General features: G+C 61.1%; 16 protein-coding genes and 1 pseudogene. 11 read left to right on the top strand and 6 right to left on the bottom strand.

What is annotated here, in order from left to right:
- The first annotated feature begins 13 nt into the window (after positions 1-13).
- The 9 genes from ACROHD_RS17100 to ACROHD_RS17060 all read left to right on the top strand — a co-directional run bounded on the left by ACROHD_RS17100 (position 14) and on the right by ACROHD_RS17060 (position 9,208).
- Positions 14-1,180: a D-alanyl-D-alanine carboxypeptidase family protein gene (locus tag ACROHD_RS17100; protein ID WP_432679593.1), complete on the top strand. Its 1,167-nt coding sequence runs from the start codon at positions 14-16 to the stop codon at positions 1,178-1,180.
- Positions 1,180-1,791, top strand: a complete 612-nt coding sequence (gene tmk, locus ACROHD_RS17095) for a dTMP kinase (RefSeq protein WP_432679591.1) — start codon at positions 1,180-1,182, stop codon at positions 1,789-1,791. Before ACROHD_RS17100 ends, tmk begins: the two co-directional genes overlap by 1 nt.
- Positions 1,788-2,924, top strand: coding sequence for a DNA polymerase III subunit delta' (locus tag ACROHD_RS17090; RefSeq protein ID WP_432679590.1), 1,137 nt, complete (start codon positions 1,788-1,790; stop codon positions 2,922-2,924). Before tmk ends, ACROHD_RS17090 begins: the two co-directional genes overlap by 4 nt.
- Before the next feature lie 33 nt (positions 2,925-2,957).
- Positions 2,958-3,764 (top strand): TatD family hydrolase, encoded by an 807-nt coding sequence (locus tag ACROHD_RS17085; protein WP_432679588.1) that lies wholly within the window; start codon positions 2,958-2,960, stop codon positions 3,762-3,764.
- The gene (locus ACROHD_RS17080; RefSeq protein WP_432679608.1) at positions 3,764-4,561 is read left to right on the top strand and encodes an MBL fold metallo-hydrolase; all 798 of its coding nucleotides are present in this window, start codon (positions 3,764-3,766) and stop codon (positions 4,559-4,561) included. Before ACROHD_RS17085 ends, ACROHD_RS17080 begins: the two co-directional genes overlap by 1 nt.
- Positions 4,562-5,494 carry an AEC family transporter gene (locus tag ACROHD_RS17075; protein ID WP_432679586.1) on the top strand — a complete coding sequence of 311 codons (933 nt, stop codon included), beginning with the start codon at positions 4,562-4,564 and terminating at the stop codon, positions 5,492-5,494.
- Between the two features lie 68 nt (positions 5,495-5,562).
- The gene (locus tag ACROHD_RS17070; protein ID WP_432679584.1) at positions 5,563-6,297 is read left to right on the top strand and encodes a fused DSP-PTPase phosphatase/NAD kinase-like protein; all 735 of its coding nucleotides are present in this window, start codon (positions 5,563-5,565) and stop codon (positions 6,295-6,297) included.
- Positions 6,290-8,035, top strand: a complete 1,746-nt coding sequence (locus ACROHD_RS17065) for an ABC transporter ATP-binding protein (protein ID WP_432679583.1) — start codon at positions 6,290-6,292, stop codon at positions 8,033-8,035. The genes ACROHD_RS17070 and ACROHD_RS17065 overlap by 8 nt, the downstream gene beginning before the upstream one ends.
- 189 nt (positions 8,036-8,224) lie before the next feature.
- Positions 8,225-9,208 carry a DUF2927 domain-containing protein gene (locus ACROHD_RS17060; protein ID WP_432679581.1) on the top strand — a complete coding sequence of 328 codons (984 nt, stop codon included), beginning with the start codon at positions 8,225-8,227 and terminating at the stop codon, positions 9,206-9,208.
- Between the two features lie 166 nt (positions 9,209-9,374).
- On the opposite strand, the gene ACROHD_RS17055 is transcribed toward ACROHD_RS17060, so the two are convergent.
- Complete coding sequence (locus ACROHD_RS17055) at positions 9,375-9,746, bottom strand: hypothetical protein (protein WP_432679579.1); 372 nt, start codon at positions 9,744-9,746, stop codon at positions 9,375-9,377.
- 354 nt (positions 9,747-10,100) lie between these two features.
- On the opposite strand from ACROHD_RS17055, the gene ACROHD_RS17050 reads away from it, so the two are divergent.
- Positions 10,101-12,515: a glycosyltransferase family 2 protein gene (locus tag ACROHD_RS17050; RefSeq protein ID WP_432679577.1), complete on the top strand. Its 2,415-nt coding sequence runs from the start codon at positions 10,101-10,103 to the stop codon at positions 12,513-12,515.
- Here ACROHD_RS17050 and ACROHD_RS17045 read toward each other — a convergent pair.
- Genes ACROHD_RS17045 through ACROHD_RS17035 form a run of 3 tightly spaced genes read right to left on the bottom strand, consistent with a single transcriptional unit; the run spans position 12,509 to position 14,073 of the window.
- Positions 12,509-13,165 carry an SDR family oxidoreductase gene (locus ACROHD_RS17045; protein WP_432679576.1) on the bottom strand — a complete coding sequence of 219 codons (657 nt, stop codon included), beginning with the start codon at positions 13,163-13,165 and terminating at the stop codon, positions 12,509-12,511. The genes ACROHD_RS17050 and ACROHD_RS17045 overlap by 7 nt on opposite strands.
- Positions 13,166-13,168: 3 nt before the next feature.
- Positions 13,169-13,603, bottom strand: a complete 435-nt coding sequence (locus ACROHD_RS17040; protein WP_432679575.1) for a DUF1178 family protein — start codon at positions 13,601-13,603, stop codon at positions 13,169-13,171.
- 59 nt (positions 13,604-13,662) lie between these two features.
- Entirely contained in the window at positions 13,663-14,073 is a 411-nt protein-coding gene (locus ACROHD_RS17035; protein WP_432679574.1) for an NUDIX hydrolase, read from the bottom strand.
- A gap of 204 nt (positions 14,074-14,277) precedes the next feature.
- Between ACROHD_RS17035 and ACROHD_RS17030 the strand changes: the two are divergent.
- Positions 14,278-15,411: pseudogene (locus ACROHD_RS17030) on the top strand (acetoin utilization protein AcuC).
- Here ACROHD_RS17030 and ACROHD_RS17025 read toward each other — a convergent pair.
- Together ACROHD_RS17025 and ACROHD_RS17020 are read right to left on the bottom strand one after the other, a co-directional pair.
- Entirely contained in the window at positions 15,404-15,751 is a 348-nt protein-coding gene (locus ACROHD_RS17025) for a hypothetical protein (RefSeq protein ID WP_432679573.1), read from the bottom strand. The pseudogene ACROHD_RS17030 and the gene ACROHD_RS17025 overlap by 8 nt on opposite strands.
- Positions 15,752-15,883: 132 nt before the next feature.
- Entirely contained in the window at positions 15,884-16,981 is a 1,098-nt protein-coding gene (locus ACROHD_RS17020) for a tetratricopeptide repeat protein (RefSeq protein ID WP_432679572.1), read from the bottom strand.
- Positions 16,982-17,186 lie beyond the last annotated feature (205 nt).

Raw genomic sequence — 17,186 nt, 5'->3', positions numbered from 1 at the left:
AAATAGAGGACCCATGTTAGCCCGGCTTCACTTCGTTCTAGCTTTTATCCTCGGGCTATTGGCCCTGCCCGCTGCCGCGTTTGAGACCGAGGCGAGTGCCGCTTACGTGATCGACCACAACACCGGGCAGGTGCTGCTCGACATCAACGCCGATGTGCCGCTGCCCCCGGCCTCGATGTCCAAGCTCATGACACTGAATATGGTTTTCGAGGCACTGGAAGATGGGCGGTTGTCGCTGGATACGCTTTTGCCGGTCAGTCAACATGCGATGGATTACGGCGGCTCGACCATGTTCCTCAACACCCGTGATCGGGTCAGCGTTGAGGACCTGATCCTCGGCGTTATCGTTCTGTCCGGCAATGATGCGACCGCCGTTCTGGCCGAAGCTCTGTCGCCCGACGGAACCGAGGAGGGCTTTGCAGACCTCATGACACAACGGGCGCGGCAGCTGGGGATGATGAATTCTACCTTCCGCAACTCCAATGGCTGGCCAGTGCCGGGGCATGTTATGTCGATGCGTGATCTGGGCATCCTGGCAGAGCGGTTGATCACGGAATTTCCGCAATACTATCACTACTTCAATATCCGCGAGTTCGAATTTGACGGTCGCGCACCCGACAACCGCTTCAACCGCAATCCCTTGCTTGGGCTGGGGATCGGTGCGGATGGCCTGAAAACCGGCCATACGCAGGAAGCAGGCTATGGCCTGGTCGGCTCTGCCACACAGGGAAACCGCCGGGTGACCTTCGTGATCACGGGACTGGATAGTGCCGAGGCGCGGGCGCGCGAAAGCGAACGCATTGTCAACTGGGCCTTCAGGCAGTTCGCCGAACGCGAGGTCGTGACAGAGGGCACGGAAGTGGCGCAGGCCGAGGTTTTCCTGGGTGACGCGGCAAGCGTCGGGATGGCCGCTGCGGAAAGTGTCACGATGTTGCTGCCCGCCCTGTTGGACAGCGAGATGGAAGCCGAGGTGATCTATTCCGGCCCAATTCAGGCCCCCATTGTCGCCGGTCAGGAACTGGGCGAACTGGTGATCCGCGTGCCCGATATGGAAGAACGCCGCGTCCCACTCTTGGCCACGCAGGACGTCGGCACCGCCGGGATCGGCCTGCGCCTGCGCACCGCTTTTGAACAGGTTATGCAGATGGTGTTCGGCGGCAGCGACCCGCTGGCCGGCTGATGTTCATCTCGTTTGAAGGCATTGATGGCTCGGGTAAAAGCACCCAGGCGCGCGTGCTGGCAGAAACCTTGCGCGCCGTGGGCCACGAGGTTGTTCTGACCCGCGAACCGGGCGGCTCGCCCGGGGCCGAGGAAATCCGTGCATTGGTGCTGGAAGGCGACCCCGACCGCTGGTCGGCAGAAACCGAGATCCTGCTTTTTACTGCCGCACGCCGGGATCATCTGGAACGCACGATCCTGCCCGCTCTGGACGCCGGAAAGATAGTGCTCTGCGATCGCTTCGCCGACAGCACCCGCATGTACCAGGGTCTGTCACGCGGCGACCTGCGCGCTCAGGTCGATGCGTTGCATTCCCTGATGATCGGGCGTGAACCTGACCTAACGCTACTGATCGACATGGACCCGGCCAAGGGGCTGGCCCGCGCCAAGGGCCGCAATGGCACCGAGGAACGGTTTGAGGATTTCGGGTTGGAGCTTCAGGAACAGATGCGCGCGGGGTTTCTCGGTCTTGCGCAGGAATTCGCCGCGCGATTCCGAGTGATCGACGGCGACCGGCCCCAGGACGTTGTGGCTGCGGATGTTCTGGCCATCGTTCAGGCGGAGCTGTCATGAAGACCCTTGGCGAAGCCGAAGAGCTGCCAGAGGCCGACCGCGCCGAAGGGGCGCCGCATCCGCGTGAGGCCCATGACCTATTTGGCCATGACACCGCAGAGGCCGCCTTTCTCGACGCCTACAATTCGGGCCGAATGCACCATGCCTGGCTGATCACCGGCCCCAAGGGCATCGGCAAGGCGACGCTCGCCTGGCGCATCGCGCGGTTTCTGCTGGCCACACCGATGGACGAAGGCGACGCGCTTTTCGGCGCTCCTCCGCCACCTGACCGGCTGGACATTTCGCCAGAGAACCCTGTCGCGCATCGCATTCATGCGCTGTCTGAACCGGGTCTATGTCTGATCCGCCGACCATGGGACCGTGAAAAGAAGCGACTGAAGACCATGATCACGGTTGATGAAGTCCGCAAGATGAAGGATTTCTTCGGGCTCTCCGCAGGGGGAAATGGCCGTCGCGTGGTGATCGTGGACGCTGCCGAAGAGATGAACCAGAACGCCGCCAACGCGCTTTTGAAGATGCTGGAGGAGCCGCCAAAGAACGCCACGCTGCTGCTCGTCTCGCATCAACCCTCACGCCTGTTGCCCACCATCCGGTCTCGCTGCCGCACGCTGACACTCGGAACGCTTGGTCCCGAGGATATGGGGCGCGCCCTGCAGCAAGCCGGGATCGAGGCCGCAGACAGCACCGCGCTGGCGGAGCTTGCCGCGGGATCGGCAGGCGAGGCTGTGGCGCTGATCCAGCATGAGGGCCTGACCCTCTACGCCGAGATCATGGAGCTGTTCGCCACCCTGCCCCGCATGGACCGCACGCGCGCGACAAAACTGGCCGACAACGGCGGCGCGCGTGGGGCCGAAGCGCGGTTCGAGCTGACGCTCGACCTGATGGACCGGATGATGTCGCGACTGGCGCGCACTGGGGCCATCGGCCAGCCGCCGCAGGAAATCCTGCCGGGCGAGGCCGATCTGCTGACCCGCCTTGCGCCCAATATGTATGCAGGCCGCGCTTGGGCCGATCTGTCTGCGGATCTGACGTCGCGCGCCCGGCGGGGCAAGGCGGTCAACCTTGACCCTGCCGCGCTTCTCCTTGATATGTGTCTCAGGATTGGCAGCACTGCCCAGCGCCTGCCCCTCTGACCCATTCACGGAAGGCGCAAAGGACGACGCTTGATGAGTGACCTGCCGGATATTGTCGACAGCCATTGCCACCTCGACTTCCCCGATTTTGCTGAGGAACTGCCGCAGGTGATCAGCCGCGCCGTTGATCAAGGCGTGACACGCATGGTGACGATCTGCACCAAGCTTCGCAATGTGCCGCAGGTTCAGGCCATCGCCGACGCCCATGCCCCGGTTTTCTGGGCCGCAGGCACCCATCCAATGAGTGCCGCAGACGAACCCATGGCCACGGTCGAGGAACTGGTGGCGCTGGCGAAACATCCGAAATTCGTGGGCATTGGGGAAACCGGCCTCGACTATCACTACACCGCCGACAGCGCCGATATGCAGCAGGACAGCCTGCGCCTGCATATCGAGGCCGCGCGCCGGACCGGCCTGCCGCTGATCATTCATTCGCGCGATGCCGATGACGATATGGCCCGCATCCTGACGGAAGAGCATGGCCGTGGCGCGTTCACTTGTGTGATGCATTGCTTCACCTCGTCGCCCGCGCTGGCGGAATGCGCACTTGGCCTTGGGTTTTACTTGTCGATGTCAGGGATCACGGCCTTCCCGCGCTCATCCGATCTGCGCGACATCTTCGCCGCCGCGCCCGTGGACCGCATCCTTGTGGAAACCGACGCGCCTTATCTTGCGCCGCCCCCCTATCGCGGCAAACGCAATGAACCGGCATATACCTTCCACACGGCCAAACGTGCAGCCGAGACGTTCGGCATGTCCGAAGCCGCGTTTTTCGCCCAGACCACCGCCAATTTCGACCGCCTGTTCTGGAAGGCCAAGGAATGGAGGCACGCCGCCTGATGGCCGAGCTGCGTTTCACCATTCTGGGCTGCGGATCGTCTGGGGGGGTGCCCCGGCTCGGGGGACATTGGGGCGATTGCGACCCGACCAATCCCAAGAACCGCCGCCGCCGCTGTTCGATGCTGATCGAACGCGAAGATACGGGGGGCACTACCCGCGTACTGATAGACACCTCGCCCGACCTGCGGTCGCAACTGCTGGATGCTGGGGTGGGCGAGCTGCATGGCGTGGTCTATTCCCACGGTCACGCGGACCACGTACATGGCATCGACGACCTGCGCATGATCGTCTTCAACATGCGCGAGCGGATCCGGGTTTACGCCGATGGCGCGACGCAGAACGACCTGCTCAACCGGTTCGGCTATGCCTTCGTGCAACCCGAAGGGTCTGCCTATCCGCCGATCCTGAATCTCTGCTCCATTGATGGCGATATCGAGATTGACGGACCCGGCGGCGTGATCCGACTGACCCCTTTCGAGGTCGAGCACGGCAATATCGACAGTCTGGGCTTTCGCATCGGCGATCTGGCCTATCTGCCTGACGCGTCCGACATCCCGGAGACCACTTGGCCCGCATTGGCTGATCTCGATTGTTGGATCGTGGACGCCCTGCGCCGTATGCCACACCCGTCCCACGCGCATCTGGACAAGACCCTTGGCTGGATCGAGCGCGCAGCACCCCGCCGCGCGGTGCTGACCAACATGCACATTGATCTGGATTACCAGACCGTCACAGATGAAACACCCGACCACATCACGCCCGCTTATGACGGGCTGGTGATCCGGTACGAGGTCTGAATGACCGCCCTGCTTGACGTTGTATTGCCCGTCTTCCTGGTGCTTGGGGCCGGGTACCTAGCCGTTTGGCGCGGGCTGTTTTCCGACAGCGGTGTCGATGGGCTGATGGTCTTCACTCAGAAATTCGCGGTGCCTTGCCTGCTGTTTGCAGCCATATCCTCGCTCGATCTGGGACAAAGCTTCGACTGGCGCTTACTGCTGTCCTACTTCACCGGCTCAACTGCCTGTTTCGTTCTTGGCATCCTCGGCGCGTATTATGTCTTCGGGCGCAGCCTGCCTGACAGCATCGCCATCGGCTTCGTGGCGCTCTTTGCCAATTCCGTGCTGCTTGGCCTGCCGATCATGGAACGCGCGTATGGCGCTGAGGCGCTGGTGCCAAACTATGCCATCATCTCGATCCACGCGCCGTTTTGCTACCTGCTTGGCATCACCACGATGGAGATTGCCATCACCCAAACCCGCGCGCCCATTCGGCTGCTGAAAACCGTGGGCAGGGCGATTTTTTCCAACGCTTTGATGATCGGCATCATTCTGGGGTTCATCGTCAACCTGACAGCCCTGCCCCTGCCAGGCATCGTGGACGAAGCCTTGTCGTTGATGATCCGCGCCGCTCTGCCCGCCGCCCTGTTCGGCCTTGGTGGAGTTCTCTATCGCTACCGGCCCGAAGGAGACGCCAAGGTCATCGCTTATGTCTGTGTGCTGTCGCTGCTGGTCCACCCGGCGATTGCCTATGGCATGGGCCGCGTTGTGACCGATCTGACAACCGATCAATTGCGCGGCGCTGTGCTGACGGCGGCCATGGCCCCTGGCGTCAACGCCTATCTCTTCGCCAATATGTATGGCGCGGCAAAGCGGGTTGCGGCCTCTGCCGTGTTAATCGGCACTGCAGCCACGGTTTTGACCGCCTCTGGATGGCTCCTGCTGCTGCCCTGATCGGCTTGTGAAACGAACCTGTCCAGCGTAATCAGCCATACCCGAAACAGACCAAGGCCCGCCGCCCCGTGATCACCGCCCTGAAGACAGCCCTGCGCAACCGCCGTGACCGCCGCCATGCGGCATTGGCCGAATGGCGCGCAGGCTGGTCGGCGGATCTGGACGCACCCGGTGCGCGAAAGGCAGCGCGCTATGACATGAACATTCTCGATCATGGCATCATTCGAAAGCTCTGGACCAACCGCTTCGAAATTGCCCCGGGCGTTTGGCGATCCAACCAGCCTTCGCCCGAGCAAATCGCCGATCTGGCGCAGATGGGCATCCGCACCATCCTGAACTTTCGCGGCGTCAGCCATTGGGGCAGCTACCTGCTGGAAACCGAAGCTTGCGCCGCTTCTGGGATCACGCTGGTCAATGGGCGGCTGTATTCCAGCGCTGCCCCGACAAAGCAGGATATTCACACGGCTCTGATGCTGATGGACGCCGCTGAGAAACCGATGCTGATGCACTGCAAATCCGGCGCGGACCGGGCCGGCCTGGCCTCGGTTCTGTACCTTTTGGCACGGGGTACCGAACCAGAGATCGCGGCACGGCAACTGTCCTGGAAATACGCGCATCTGCGGGTATCACGCACGGGCATTCTTGACGCCTTTGTCGATGCTTACGCGGAAGATCGCCAAAAGACCGGTATCAGCTTTCTGGACTGGGTCGATACGGTCTATGATCCCGAAGCGCTGACAGCCCGGTTTACCGAAGCTCGCGGCGGAAACCGAATGTTGGACTGGATACTGCGTCGTGAGTGAACCTCATAAACACCTGCTGATCCGCTTGTGGCAAGACCATGTGGTGCAGTTCTGGCCGCTGTTGATCGTGGCCTCCGTGCTGATGGTGTTGGAAGGCAGCTCGCTTGGGGCCATCTCTTATCTTATCCAACCGCTTTTCGACGAGTTCTTCGTTGCAGGCGACTCGGATTCGGTGATGTGGGTTGCGATGGCCATCTCGGGCGTCTTCATCCTTCGAGCCATGTCGGGCTTCGGTCAAAGGGTGCTGATTGTCACGATTGGTCTGCGCGTCACGACGAATCTGCAATCCCGGCTGCTGGCGCATTTGCTGGGCCTTGATTCACGGTATTTTCAGGACAACGCCCCGGGCGCGCTAATTGAACGGGTGCGCGGCGACACGCTGGCGTTGCAAAGCATGGCCAGCGCCACACTGATGACCCTTGGACGAGACGCGATTGCGGTCATATCGCTGCTGACTGTGATGATCTGGTCTGACTGGCAATGGGCGCTTCTGGCGCTGGCTGGTGTGCCGCTGCTGATCCTCCCACTGGCTTTGCTGCAAAGGTTGATCCGCAAAACCACCGGTGTTGCGCGCGAAGCGGCCTCTCGCCTGTCTACTCAGCTGGATGAAATCTTTCACGGCATCGTTTCCATCAAGGTCAACCGGTTGGAAAAACACGAAACCGACCGCTTTAACCGAGAGGTGAACGGTTTCCTCGCGGCACAGCTGCGCTCTGAACGGGGCAAGGCGGCAAATCCGGCGATGATCGACATTATCGCGGCGGTCGGATTTCTGGCGGTGCTGATCTATGGCGGGCATCAGATTATGGCGGGTGAAAAAACCGTGGGGCAGTTCATGTCCTTTTTCACCGCATTGGCGCTGGTCTTTGATCCGATGCGACGGCTGTCGGCGCTGGTTGGAAATGTTCAGGCAGCCATGGCCTCGCTCGAACGGCTCTATGAAGTGCTCGAGGCGCGCCCGACAATCATGCCTCCGGCCCAGCCCAAACCGCTGACCCCCGGCGATCTGGTTTTTGACGGGGTCGATTTCGCCTATGGCGATATGCCAGTGCTGAAAGGTCTCAGCTTCACCGCCGCACAGGGCAAGACCACAGCCCTTGTGGGCCCGTCCGGCGCAGGCAAAAGCACGGTGTTTTCGCTTCTGTCGCGGTTGGTCGATCCCTCCGCTGGTCGCATTACACTTGGTGGCACCTCGACAACGGACGCCGATATCGAACGCCTGCGCGATTCCATTGCGCTTGTCGGTCAGGCCGAGGCGCTCTTTGACGAAACGATTGCCCAGAATATCCGTCTCGGTCGCCTCGACGCCACCGACGAAGAGGTTCGCGCCGCGGCCGAGGCTGCCTCGGTCCTGGAATTCGCCAACGCGCTTCCCCTCGGACTCGAAACTCCGGTCGGTCCGCGCGGCTCGGGCCTGTCAGGCGGCCAGCGTCAGCGGGTCACAATCGCTCGCGCCATGCTGCGCGATGCACCGATCCTGCTGCTGGATGAACCCACCTCCGCCCTAGATGCGCAATCCGAAAAACTGGTGGGAGAGGCGCTGGCACGCCTGTCCGAAGGGCGCACGACACTGGTCATCGCGCATCGCCTGTCCACCATCCGCAACGCTGATCTGATCGTGGTGATGGACAAAGGCCAAGTCGTTGAACAAGGCACGCATTCCGATCTGATGCAGGCGGACGGGGCCTATGCCCGCCTGCACCAGTTGCAAAGCGCCGGTGTGACAACCTCACTTTGACCCAAGCAGGGCGATTCCCGCCGCGGCAGGAGCGGCGCACCTCAACACACCCTGAAAAAGTGATCAAAAGCGGAAAGCCGTATTTCCAGGTGAATTCGCAATACGTGGCAGGCGCTTAGCCGAAAGCGCAATGCCCCCATCACAGCTATCTCCGTTCACAATTTCCTCGCAGCGGTTGACAGTCTCCCGATGCCCTCGAACACTGATCGCGACGTGCCCGGATCACTCGCCGGGCCACTCCCGACACCAGTGCCGGAGCTAGACATGATCTTTACCCGCAACACGCCCACCAAAGGCGCGATTGCCCGACTGATCCTTTCGCTTGTCGCCTGCGCGGCCTGTGCGCTTGGCGCGACGCGGGCCGTTGCACAGCACGAACCTGTTGTTCAACTGGCCAGCTACTATCAGCAGATGGAACAGCAGCTGGTATCTGAAGGCCGCCTGCGGCAGGAACGGCGCAGTACCAGTCTCGACGCCACGACACTGGCGCGCAACTTCATGGCCATTGCCATGCGGTCCGAATATTCCTTGCGTGGAGGTGGGGCAGCCCAGGGCGGCGGTGCGTCCCCTCTGCGCAGGTGGGAACAGCCCATTCGGCTTGGCGTGCATTTCGGCGCTTCGGTCAGCGGACCACAACAGCGTCGGGATCTGTCCACCGTTCAAAGCGTGGCGCAGCGGCTGCAACGGGCAAGCGGTCATCCGATCAGCGTGGTCAATTCTGCGCCCAACTTTCACGTTCTGATCCTGAACGACGATGAACGCGCCAATGCGCGATCTATCCTGCAACAGATTGCACCAGGTCTCAGCCGGGCGGCCCAGGGCGCTATTTTACGGATGCGCCCCAACACTTTTTGTATGGTCGTTGCCGTACCTGGCGTAAATCCCGCCGACGGCTATCAGCAGGCCATTGCAATCGTCCGCGCTGAACACCCGCCGCTTATGCGCCGATCCTGCATCGAGGAAGAGCTGGCGCAGGGAATGGGCCTGACCAATGACAGCCCCGAGGCGTGGCCGTCGATCTTCAATGATGACGAAGAATTCGGCGTCCTGACCCATCATGACGAACTGCTGCTTCGGATGCTCTATCATGACAGCCTGCGCTGCGGCATGTCCGCAGGCACCGTTGACGATTATGTCGAGACGCTGGCCCGCGCGGTTCTGTCTACCGGATAACCGCGCCTCAACCCCCAAACGTTAACCGGCCCCGACACTTTCGCATCAGGACCGGTTCACCGCACCGCATCCAGGAGTGATCCGCTTGGGGAGGGGTCGGATCAGGAACAGGGGGGACAATCTGGGATGGCGCGGTTAGAGCGAGCCGAGCTGGCCCGCCCTGATCTTAGCTGTCGTCAGCTTCTGCCAGTTCCGCAAAGATACGGGCGGCGGTTTCGTTCACGCCGAAGCTCTGGGTCGAAATCACTTCCGAACCGCTGTTGCGCAGGTAAGATGCGATGGCATAGTCACCGTCTTCTTCGGCCTGACGCAGACGGGCCTCAAAGGCGACCGAGCCGTCAACGGGGTTTTCGTTGCCGTTCAGGATGAAGGCGGCCGTTGCCTGGTCGTTGCCTTCCAGGGCGTCGCGCAGCTGGATCAGTTCAGCAAGAGTATATTGACCTGCTTCCACGCCAACGGAGGCGGCAAGGGTGTCATTTGCGAAGGCCGGAGCGGACAGGGCAGCAACAAGCGAAGCGGTGATTGCGAGGGTTTTCATGGTCTTTCCTTTCGAGAGTCGAATATGTGTTTGCGGTGTTGTGGTGGCGGTGCGACCCGCCTTGTGAGGAAGCAGATAGGCCCGGAAATTGCCGATCAAAACGGCAAACTCAGCAGATGTTTCTGCGCGTAAATGCACACAACTTTTCGCGACGGAAATTTGTTGCGCATCACGAGAGAGTGATCAAAGACACTCTTGAACTCAAAAAAATGCCTCCAATTGAATCCATCCCCACGCGGCCCCTCGCAATTGAGAGGGATATGCGCTTTAATCCGTCTCAATACGAATGACCGGTCCCATCGGACGGATTGGCACGAGGATACGAGCAACGGGCGCGCGCCCAGGGGGCAGTTCATGCCGAAGCACAGGTACACAATCCTGTCGATGATGAAGGATGAGGGCCACTGCCTGCTGGAGTGGGTCGCCTATCATCACCTGATCGGTTTCGATAACATCTGTGTCTATACCAACAACTGTCAGGACGGCACGGATGACATGCTGATCCGGTTGCAGGAGATGGGCTATTGCCAGCATTTCCGCAACGAAGTGCCAAAGGGCAAGAAACCGCAGCCCCATGCGCTGTGGCTGGCAGGTAAAAACCCCGAGATTTGCGAGTCCGAATGGGTCTTGACCATGGACGCCGATGAATTCGTCAACATCAAGCTTGGCGAGGGCACCGTTCAGGAACTGGTCGATGCCATGCCGGACGAGACCGAGGGCGTCATGATCACCTGGCGTTTCTACGGATCCAACAATGTGCTCGACTGGCGGCCCGGTCTGGTGACTGAAAGCTACACCCACGGCGCGCCCGATCGGTTCCGCAAGGGCTGGGGCGTCAAGTCCATGGTGCGGCCCTTCCCCGACATGAAATTCGGCATCCATCGCCCGTCGATCAAGCACAAGGCGTCGAAGGAAGGGCAGGTTGAAAAACTGCTGGCGCTGAAATGGGTCAACGGCGGCGGCAAGCCGATGACCGAAAGCTTCAAGAAAAGCGGCTGGCGCTCGACCGGACCAACGCTGTCTTACGACTTCGTTGAGATGAACCACTACGCCGTCAAAAGCTACGAAGCCTACCTGCTGCGCCGGCTGCGCGGCAACGTGAACAACAAGGAGGACAAATATAACGCCTCCTATTTCTCGATCTTCGACCGGAACGAGCAGGAACCCAATGTCAGCGCCGCGCGCCATGCACCCAAGGTCAAGGCGCTGATGGAGGAGATGCTGAAGGACAAGACGCTCGCCAAGTTGCAGGACGACGCGCTCGCCTACCACGCCGCCCGCGTCGAACAGCTGCGCCATACCGGCGAATACGACGAATGGGTCGCCAGCCTGCGAGAGGCCGGCGCGGTACGCATCGACCAGCTCGATGAGGTGCTGTTCACTCAGCATCTGCCCAAGGACACCCAGGAACTGGTGCGCAAGATGCAGGCCGAAGGAGTGCCCAACAAGACCATCGCCAAGATGATTGCGCGGTCCACCGGCATCCGAAATGCCGAGAAGCGGCAGGATGCAATGGACGCAGAGGAACTGGCGAAGATAACCGGGGTTGATCTCGAAACCGGCGAAAGAACCGACAAGAAGCCGGAACCCGAACAGCCCGCCCCAAATCTGGCACCAGAAACCCGCTCCCGGCTGATCGCGCTGATTCAGAAGGCCCGCAAGACAGGCGAGGTGATCGACGAAACCGGGGCTGCCGTTCCCGAACCGGAGTCTGCTGCAATGCCTGAAGATAAACCTGCCGCCCCCGCCTTGCGGCCAAAGCTTTCGCTGCCCTACCCCGGCAATGGGCGCAAGGTGGTGCTGTCCACCATGAAGAACGAGGGGCCCTATCTGCTGGAATGGATCGCCCATTACCGCAATCTGGGATTCGATGATTTCGTTCTCTTCTCCAACGACTGCACTGACGGTACGAACCTGCTGCTAAACCGGCTGGACTCCATGGGGGTCGTCCATCACTTCGACAACCCGATCGGCCACCGCATGGATCCGCAACGCCGCGCCTATAGCAGGGCCAACCAGATGTCGGTGGTGCGTGAGGCGTCCTGGGTGCTGATTGCGGATGCGGATGAGTTCCTCAACATCCATGTGGGCGACGGCACCGTTGACGCGCTGATCGGGGCCTGCCCCGACACAACCGAAGCCATCTCGGCAAACTGGCGCCTCTTCGGATCCGGCGGACAGCGCCACATGATGCCCGAACCGGTGACACAGCGCTTTACCCGCGCCTGCCGCATCGAAAACCCGGAAAACGGGCTGGTCTGGGGCTTCAAGACACTCTTCCGCCCCGCCAGCTTCGACTATTTCGGCGTTCATCGGCCCCGCTTCGAAAAGAAGGTCGACATCCACCCGGACCAGGTGAACTGGGTGAACGCGCGCGGCGAACCCATGGGTGAGAAATATCTGCGCAGTGGCTGGCGGTCGAACAAGGATATCGTCGCCTATGACTTCGCACAGATGAACCACTACGCGATCAAAAGCCGTGAGGAATTTCTGCTCAAGCGCTTGCGCGGCACGGCCAATTCCAAGGACAAAAGTCGCATCGACATGGACTACTGGGACAAGTTTGATCTCAATTCCTGCGAAGATGCGTCGATCCGCTCGGGCGACCTGCAGGGCCGTATGGACGAGATGTTACGCGATGGCGATCTTGCAGCGCTTCAACGCGCTGCGCTGGACAGTGCACTGCGCACCATCGAAATGCAGCTCGAAGACCCTGAATTACGCGCGTTTGTCGAGGATGACGGCCCGTCAGAGGTTGCTGCTCAGTAAGGGTGCTCACGCCCGTCCCATGTCAGGAAACAGCCCGTAGAGGCCAGCGATAACGCGTCAAACCGCGCCAACAGCCCCTCGGCAGAGTCCCGCACCGTGATATCGGCCGCCGTGCCCCCCATGTCGGTCTGGACCCAGCCGGGATGATAGACACCCACGGCAATCCCCTCTGGCAGTAGTTCCGCCGCCAGGTTGCGCCCCAGATTCAGCGCGGCCGCCTTGGACGCCCGGTAGATGAAAGACCCCCCCGGTGCCTTCGTATCACTGCCCATCTGAGAGCCTATGATTGCGATTTTTGCGCCCCCAGCCGCGCGAAGCTGCGGCAACAGTGCCTGGACGGTCAGGAAAACACCCGTCACATTGACCGCGAAAGTGTGCGCCCACATCTCGGGCGGGAAACCATCATCGATCTGGTGCAGCTTATCGAGATACACGCCCGCGTTACAGACCAGCAGGTCCACGGGTCCAGAATGCGCCGCCGAAAGAGCCGCGACCGAGGCGGGGTCGGTCACGTCCAGCGCCTGCCACGCACCCACATCGCGGGTTTCCCCATCACGGCAGGTTCCAAGAACCGCATCGCCACGTGCACAAAGCTGTCTGACCAGTTCCAGTCCAATCCCGCGGGAGGCTCCGGTCACAACAGCGTGCATATCTCAGGTGCTCCGGTTTTTGGGTATGATGGGCAAGGGTGCAACGGGAATTCCATCCTCGATCAGCGCCTTTGCCTCCTCGGGGTTCGCTTCTCCGTGGATCAGCCGGTCGGGTGCCTCGCCCAGATGAATCTTGCGCGCCTCCCGGGCGAAATTGCCGCCCACATAAGTGGAGTTTTCCTCTACATGTTTGCGCAGGGCGCTCAAGGCTTCTTCCATCGGGTTGGCCGGTTTTGACAAGCTGACAGGCGCGTTTTCCTCAGGTTTCGAGGCAGACTTCGCCACTCTTGGCGCCATCATCGCCTTTTGCACATCGCTGCTTCCACAGACCGAGCAGGACAGCAGTCCACGTCCTTCGAGTGCCTCGAAGGCTTCGGCGGACTTGAACCAGCTGTCAAAGCTGTGGCCATCGGCACATTTGAGCGTGTAGCGGATCATGATTGCAAAACAGTAGTCTTCGCGGGTGCAGAATCAAGCCCCGGTATGTCGCGGGGACGTCACATATACTTGCCGGGAGAAAAGTTGCGAATGATCTTTTTCAGCTCTGGCTCATCCACGCGCACCGCCGCCTTGCGTTGCGTGAACCATTTCAGCTTGCGCATTCCCTCCTCTGGGAATTCGCTGTCCAGCTTACGCACCTCAAGCGGGAACACGGCTACGATGCAAGGCGTGCGGCCATCCTCGTCCGGCAGCGACTTAGTGTAGGAATAAAAGCCCGCGCAGGTTTCGCTGACAACCCCGCGCACGCCGCCCTCTTCCCAGGCTTCCTGTGCGGCGGCTTCGGCGGGTGTCTTGCCATCCATGGGCCAGCCCTTTGGGATGATCCACCGCCCGGTGTCGCGGCTGGTCATCAAGAGGATTTCAACCTCTGACTTCTTGCGCCGGAAAGGAAGCGCTGCGAATTGCATCCGCGGCTCGCGCTTGCCAGCGCCTTCAAGGCGTATGGGAGACTGATATGTTCGAAAGCTTCCCATCTGCGCTTGGGTGCCTCTTCTTTGTGACCGTGCTGCTCCCGACCAATCTAGTCGGAAAATCCGCGACCGCAAAGAGACGGGGTTGAAAATTGCACCTTTGGCGCGAACTCTCTTCAGACAATGGCAGGGAAATCACGCATGACCGACCAACTGGGCCTGGAAGGCCCGCTTTTCTTCGGCTCCGAGATCTATCGCCATTCTTCCTATGGGCCGCACCACCCGCTGCGCGTGCCCCGTGTGTCGACCGTCATGGACCTGTCGCGCGCCATGGGCTGGCTGCCGCCTGCGCAATACCGCAACAGCCCCCGCGCCAAACCCGCCGCACTGACGATATGGCACACCCCCGATTATCTGGCCGCCCTGCAAGACGCCGAAACCCGGCAACAGGTTAGCCCAGAGATCCGCGATCGGCACGGGATCGGCACCGTGTCGAACCCGGTCTACGCCGAGATGTTCCGTCGCCCGGCCACCGCGGCTGGTGCCTCGCTCTAGGCGGGCGAGATGCTGGCCCATGGCGGCGTCATCTACCACCCCGGCGGCGGCACCCATCACGCCTTCCCCGACCGCGCGGGGGGCTTTTGCTATCTCAACGATCCGGTATTGGCGATGCTGTCGTTGCGCCGTGCCGGTGCGCAACGCATTGCCTATGTCGATATCGACGCCCATCATTGCGATGGCGTGGAATACGGCCTCGCGGGCGACCCTGATGCGCTGCTCTTGTCTGTGCATGAAGACCGCCGCTGGCCCTTCACCGGGGCGCTGTCCGATGACGGTGGCGGCAACTGCTTCAACCTGCCGGTGCCGCGCGGGCTGAATGACAGCGAGATGGACCTCATCCGCGACGACCTGATCCTGCCTGCCCTGCACGCCTTTCGACCAGATGCCATTGTGTTGCAATGCGGGGCGGATGCGGTGGAGGAAGATCCGCTCTCTCGCCTGACCCTGTCCAACAATGCGCATTGGGCTGTTGTCCGCGCGCTGATGGACCTGAACGCCCCACGCTTGCTGGTTTTGGGGGGCGGCGGTTACAACCCGTGGTCGGTCGGCAGGTTGTGGACCGGGGTCTGGGCCACGCTGAACGGCCATGACATCCCCGCGCGTTTGCCACCTGAAGCCGAAGCCGTGCTGAGGGCGCTGAGATGGGACAAGGCCCGCCGGGGCAAATCCCCGCCGGACCACTGGTTTACAACGCTTCGTGACATCCCCAGGCATGGGCCGATCCGGGACCAGATCCGCCAAGATGTGGGGCGTCTCGCGGCGCGGCTCAGTTAATGGTGAACTCGACGATCACGTTTTCCCGATCCGGGTTCGCAGATCCCTTTTGAATGTAGACCTCCAGCCAATTGGAATTCAGCAGGAAGGACGTGTCGATCTGATCGGGGCCCGTCTCGGGCGTGTCAAAGGTCGTGTCCGTGCCGCCAATGATGCGCACATGCGCAGCCTGTCCGGGCCGCACCCGCAGGAAGAAACACTCGGTCAACGCATGGTAGGACGTAGCATGAACCTGCGCAGAATTCGTGCCGGGGGCGAATTCAATCACCCGGCATTCGGCATGGGCTGCAACAGTGGACAGTGTCAGAGCGGTAAGAGCGGTGGCAAAAAGGCGTGTCATGGCTGGCTTTCCTTGAACATAATTCGAAACTAACCCAAGCCTACATTCAAACGACCACGATCGGCATGGGGTCAATCCCCCAAACGCCTGCGAAATCCATCGCAACACCCATCCGATTGCGACCTTGCCTTCCTAGAATCCAGCGGTCCGCACTGGTGTCGGATACTGGATATCGCCCGAGTTGCTCTGGCATCGGGGTCCATAGGCCTGGGCCTCGGCCAGTGTCATCATGAAGGGTTGCCCGGTATTGTCCACGCGGTCCTGATTTTGCTCGATAAAAGCGATGCCTGCATTCAAGTCGCGGAAGTCCTGAACATACCGCGCTCCGCGTCCGGCTTGCCGTTCCCGGTCCGAATTTTCGATCAGTTGCTCCAGAGTTGCGGTCGCATATTCCGTCATATCCACACGGGTACGACCCACGATGTAAAGGCCGTCGGTGGTCCAGCAACCGCCCTCTCGCCCAAATAGCTGCCCGACATACACAATCTGGTCGACCCAGTTCCCCATGTTCTGCCGATCGCCAAGACGCGGAACACCGCCATAGCTGGACGCGCCGCCGATAGTCACCTGAAAATACCCGGCACCACCACCTGGTCCGGGCTGGGGTTGTGGCTGGACATCAGGCTGAACCAGCCGCGAGCTGTCGCCTGCACCCGCGGAGACCCCGATCAGGCCGGCAAGCTCAGCAAGCCTGTCCTGCGGAAGTCCAAGTTGCTGCGCCCGCTGAAAATAGGCCTGTGCCGCCTGCTGATCCCGGCGCTGACCGTAGAGGCCCTGGGAATACACCTCAGCCAGCGTCGCAGCGGCAAGCGGATAGCCAACACCAACGGCGTTTTCCATCCAGTGCAGCCCTTCGCCAATATCCACATCCAACCCAAAGTCACCATCAAGGCGGGCGAACCCCCAGTTGTACATTGCGGGCGGGTAACCGCCGTTCGCAGCCAATTCCCAGAAGTGCAGCGTCATCGCTCCTCCGCCCGTTGCAACCCCCACGCAGCCTCGGTTTGGGTTAAGCACAGACGCCCAGGAATTCATGGCAATCGGATGACCGCTGTCCCACGCATCGTTCTCAAGGATCTGGCGCGCAGTCGCATCCCCCTCGCAGGCGCGCGCGCTGAGGCCCATGTAATACTGGCGTTCCGCAGCCCATCTTGGGTCATTCCATTGGGCCGAGGCAGATTGGGCTGAAAAAGCTGCAACAAGAACGATCAAAGCGAGCAAGCGGGTCATGACGCTGGTCCCCTGGTTCGTGAATGGTCCAGACATGCTATGATCGCCACGCCATCGGTTCAAGAAAAAGCCCCGGAAATCCGGGGCTTCGTCCATTCTCGTTCTTTGGGGGGCCTCAGCCCACTTTTGGCAGCAGGCTGTCGATGCTGGCCTTTGCGTCGCCGTAGAACATGCGGGTGTTCTCTTTGTAGAACAGCGGGTTCTC

The sequence above is a fragment of the Nioella aestuarii genome, from assembly GCF_050896395.1.
Lineage (GTDB): Bacteria > Pseudomonadota > Alphaproteobacteria > Rhodobacterales > Rhodobacteraceae > Nioella > Nioella aestuarii.
Note: the sequence above shows the minus strand (reverse complement) of the source record. Positions and strands in the feature narration are given on the sequence as shown.

What these genes read in the sequence shown, in the direction of transcription:
- ACROHD_RS17090 (WP_432679590.1), top strand. Translation starts at nt 1,788, where the DNA reads ATGAAGACCCTTGGCGAAGCCGAAGAGCTGCCAGAGGCCGACCGCGCC.
- ACROHD_RS17025 (WP_432679573.1), bottom strand. Translation starts at nt 15,751, where the DNA reads ATGACACGCCTTTTTGCCACCGCTCTTACCGCTCTGACACTGTCCACT.
- ACROHD_RS17035 (WP_432679574.1), bottom strand. Translation starts at nt 14,073, where the DNA reads ATGCAATTCGCAGCGCTTCCTTTCCGGCGCAAGAAGTCAGAGGTTGAA.
- ACROHD_RS17060 (WP_432679581.1), top strand. Translation starts at nt 8,225, where the DNA reads ATGCCCTCGAACACTGATCGCGACGTGCCCGGATCACTCGCCGGGCCA.
- ACROHD_RS17075 (WP_432679586.1), top strand. Translation starts at nt 4,562, where the DNA reads ATGACCGCCCTGCTTGACGTTGTATTGCCCGTCTTCCTGGTGCTTGGG.
- ACROHD_RS17080 (WP_432679608.1), top strand. Translation starts at nt 3,764, where the DNA reads ATGGCCGAGCTGCGTTTCACCATTCTGGGCTGCGGATCGTCTGGGGGG.
- ACROHD_RS17020 (WP_432679572.1), bottom strand. Translation starts at nt 16,981, where the DNA reads ATGACCCGCTTGCTCGCTTTGATCGTTCTTGTTGCAGCTTTTTCAGCC.
- ACROHD_RS17050 (WP_432679577.1), top strand. Translation starts at nt 10,101, where the DNA reads ATGCCGAAGCACAGGTACACAATCCTGTCGATGATGAAGGATGAGGGC.
- ACROHD_RS17045 (WP_432679576.1), bottom strand. Translation starts at nt 13,165, where the DNA reads ATGCACGCTGTTGTGACCGGAGCCTCCCGCGGGATTGGACTGGAACTG.
- ACROHD_RS17055 (WP_432679579.1), bottom strand. Translation starts at nt 9,746, where the DNA reads ATGAAAACCCTCGCAATCACCGCTTCGCTTGTTGCTGCCCTGTCCGCT.
- tmk (WP_432679591.1), top strand. Translation starts at nt 1,180, where the DNA reads ATGTTCATCTCGTTTGAAGGCATTGATGGCTCGGGTAAAAGCACCCAG.
- ACROHD_RS17100 (WP_432679593.1), top strand. Translation starts at nt 14, where the DNA reads ATGTTAGCCCGGCTTCACTTCGTTCTAGCTTTTATCCTCGGGCTATTG.
- ACROHD_RS17040 (WP_432679575.1), bottom strand. Translation starts at nt 13,603, where the DNA reads ATGATCCGCTACACGCTCAAATGTGCCGATGGCCACAGCTTTGACAGC.
- ACROHD_RS17085 (WP_432679588.1), top strand. Translation starts at nt 2,958, where the DNA reads ATGAGTGACCTGCCGGATATTGTCGACAGCCATTGCCACCTCGACTTC.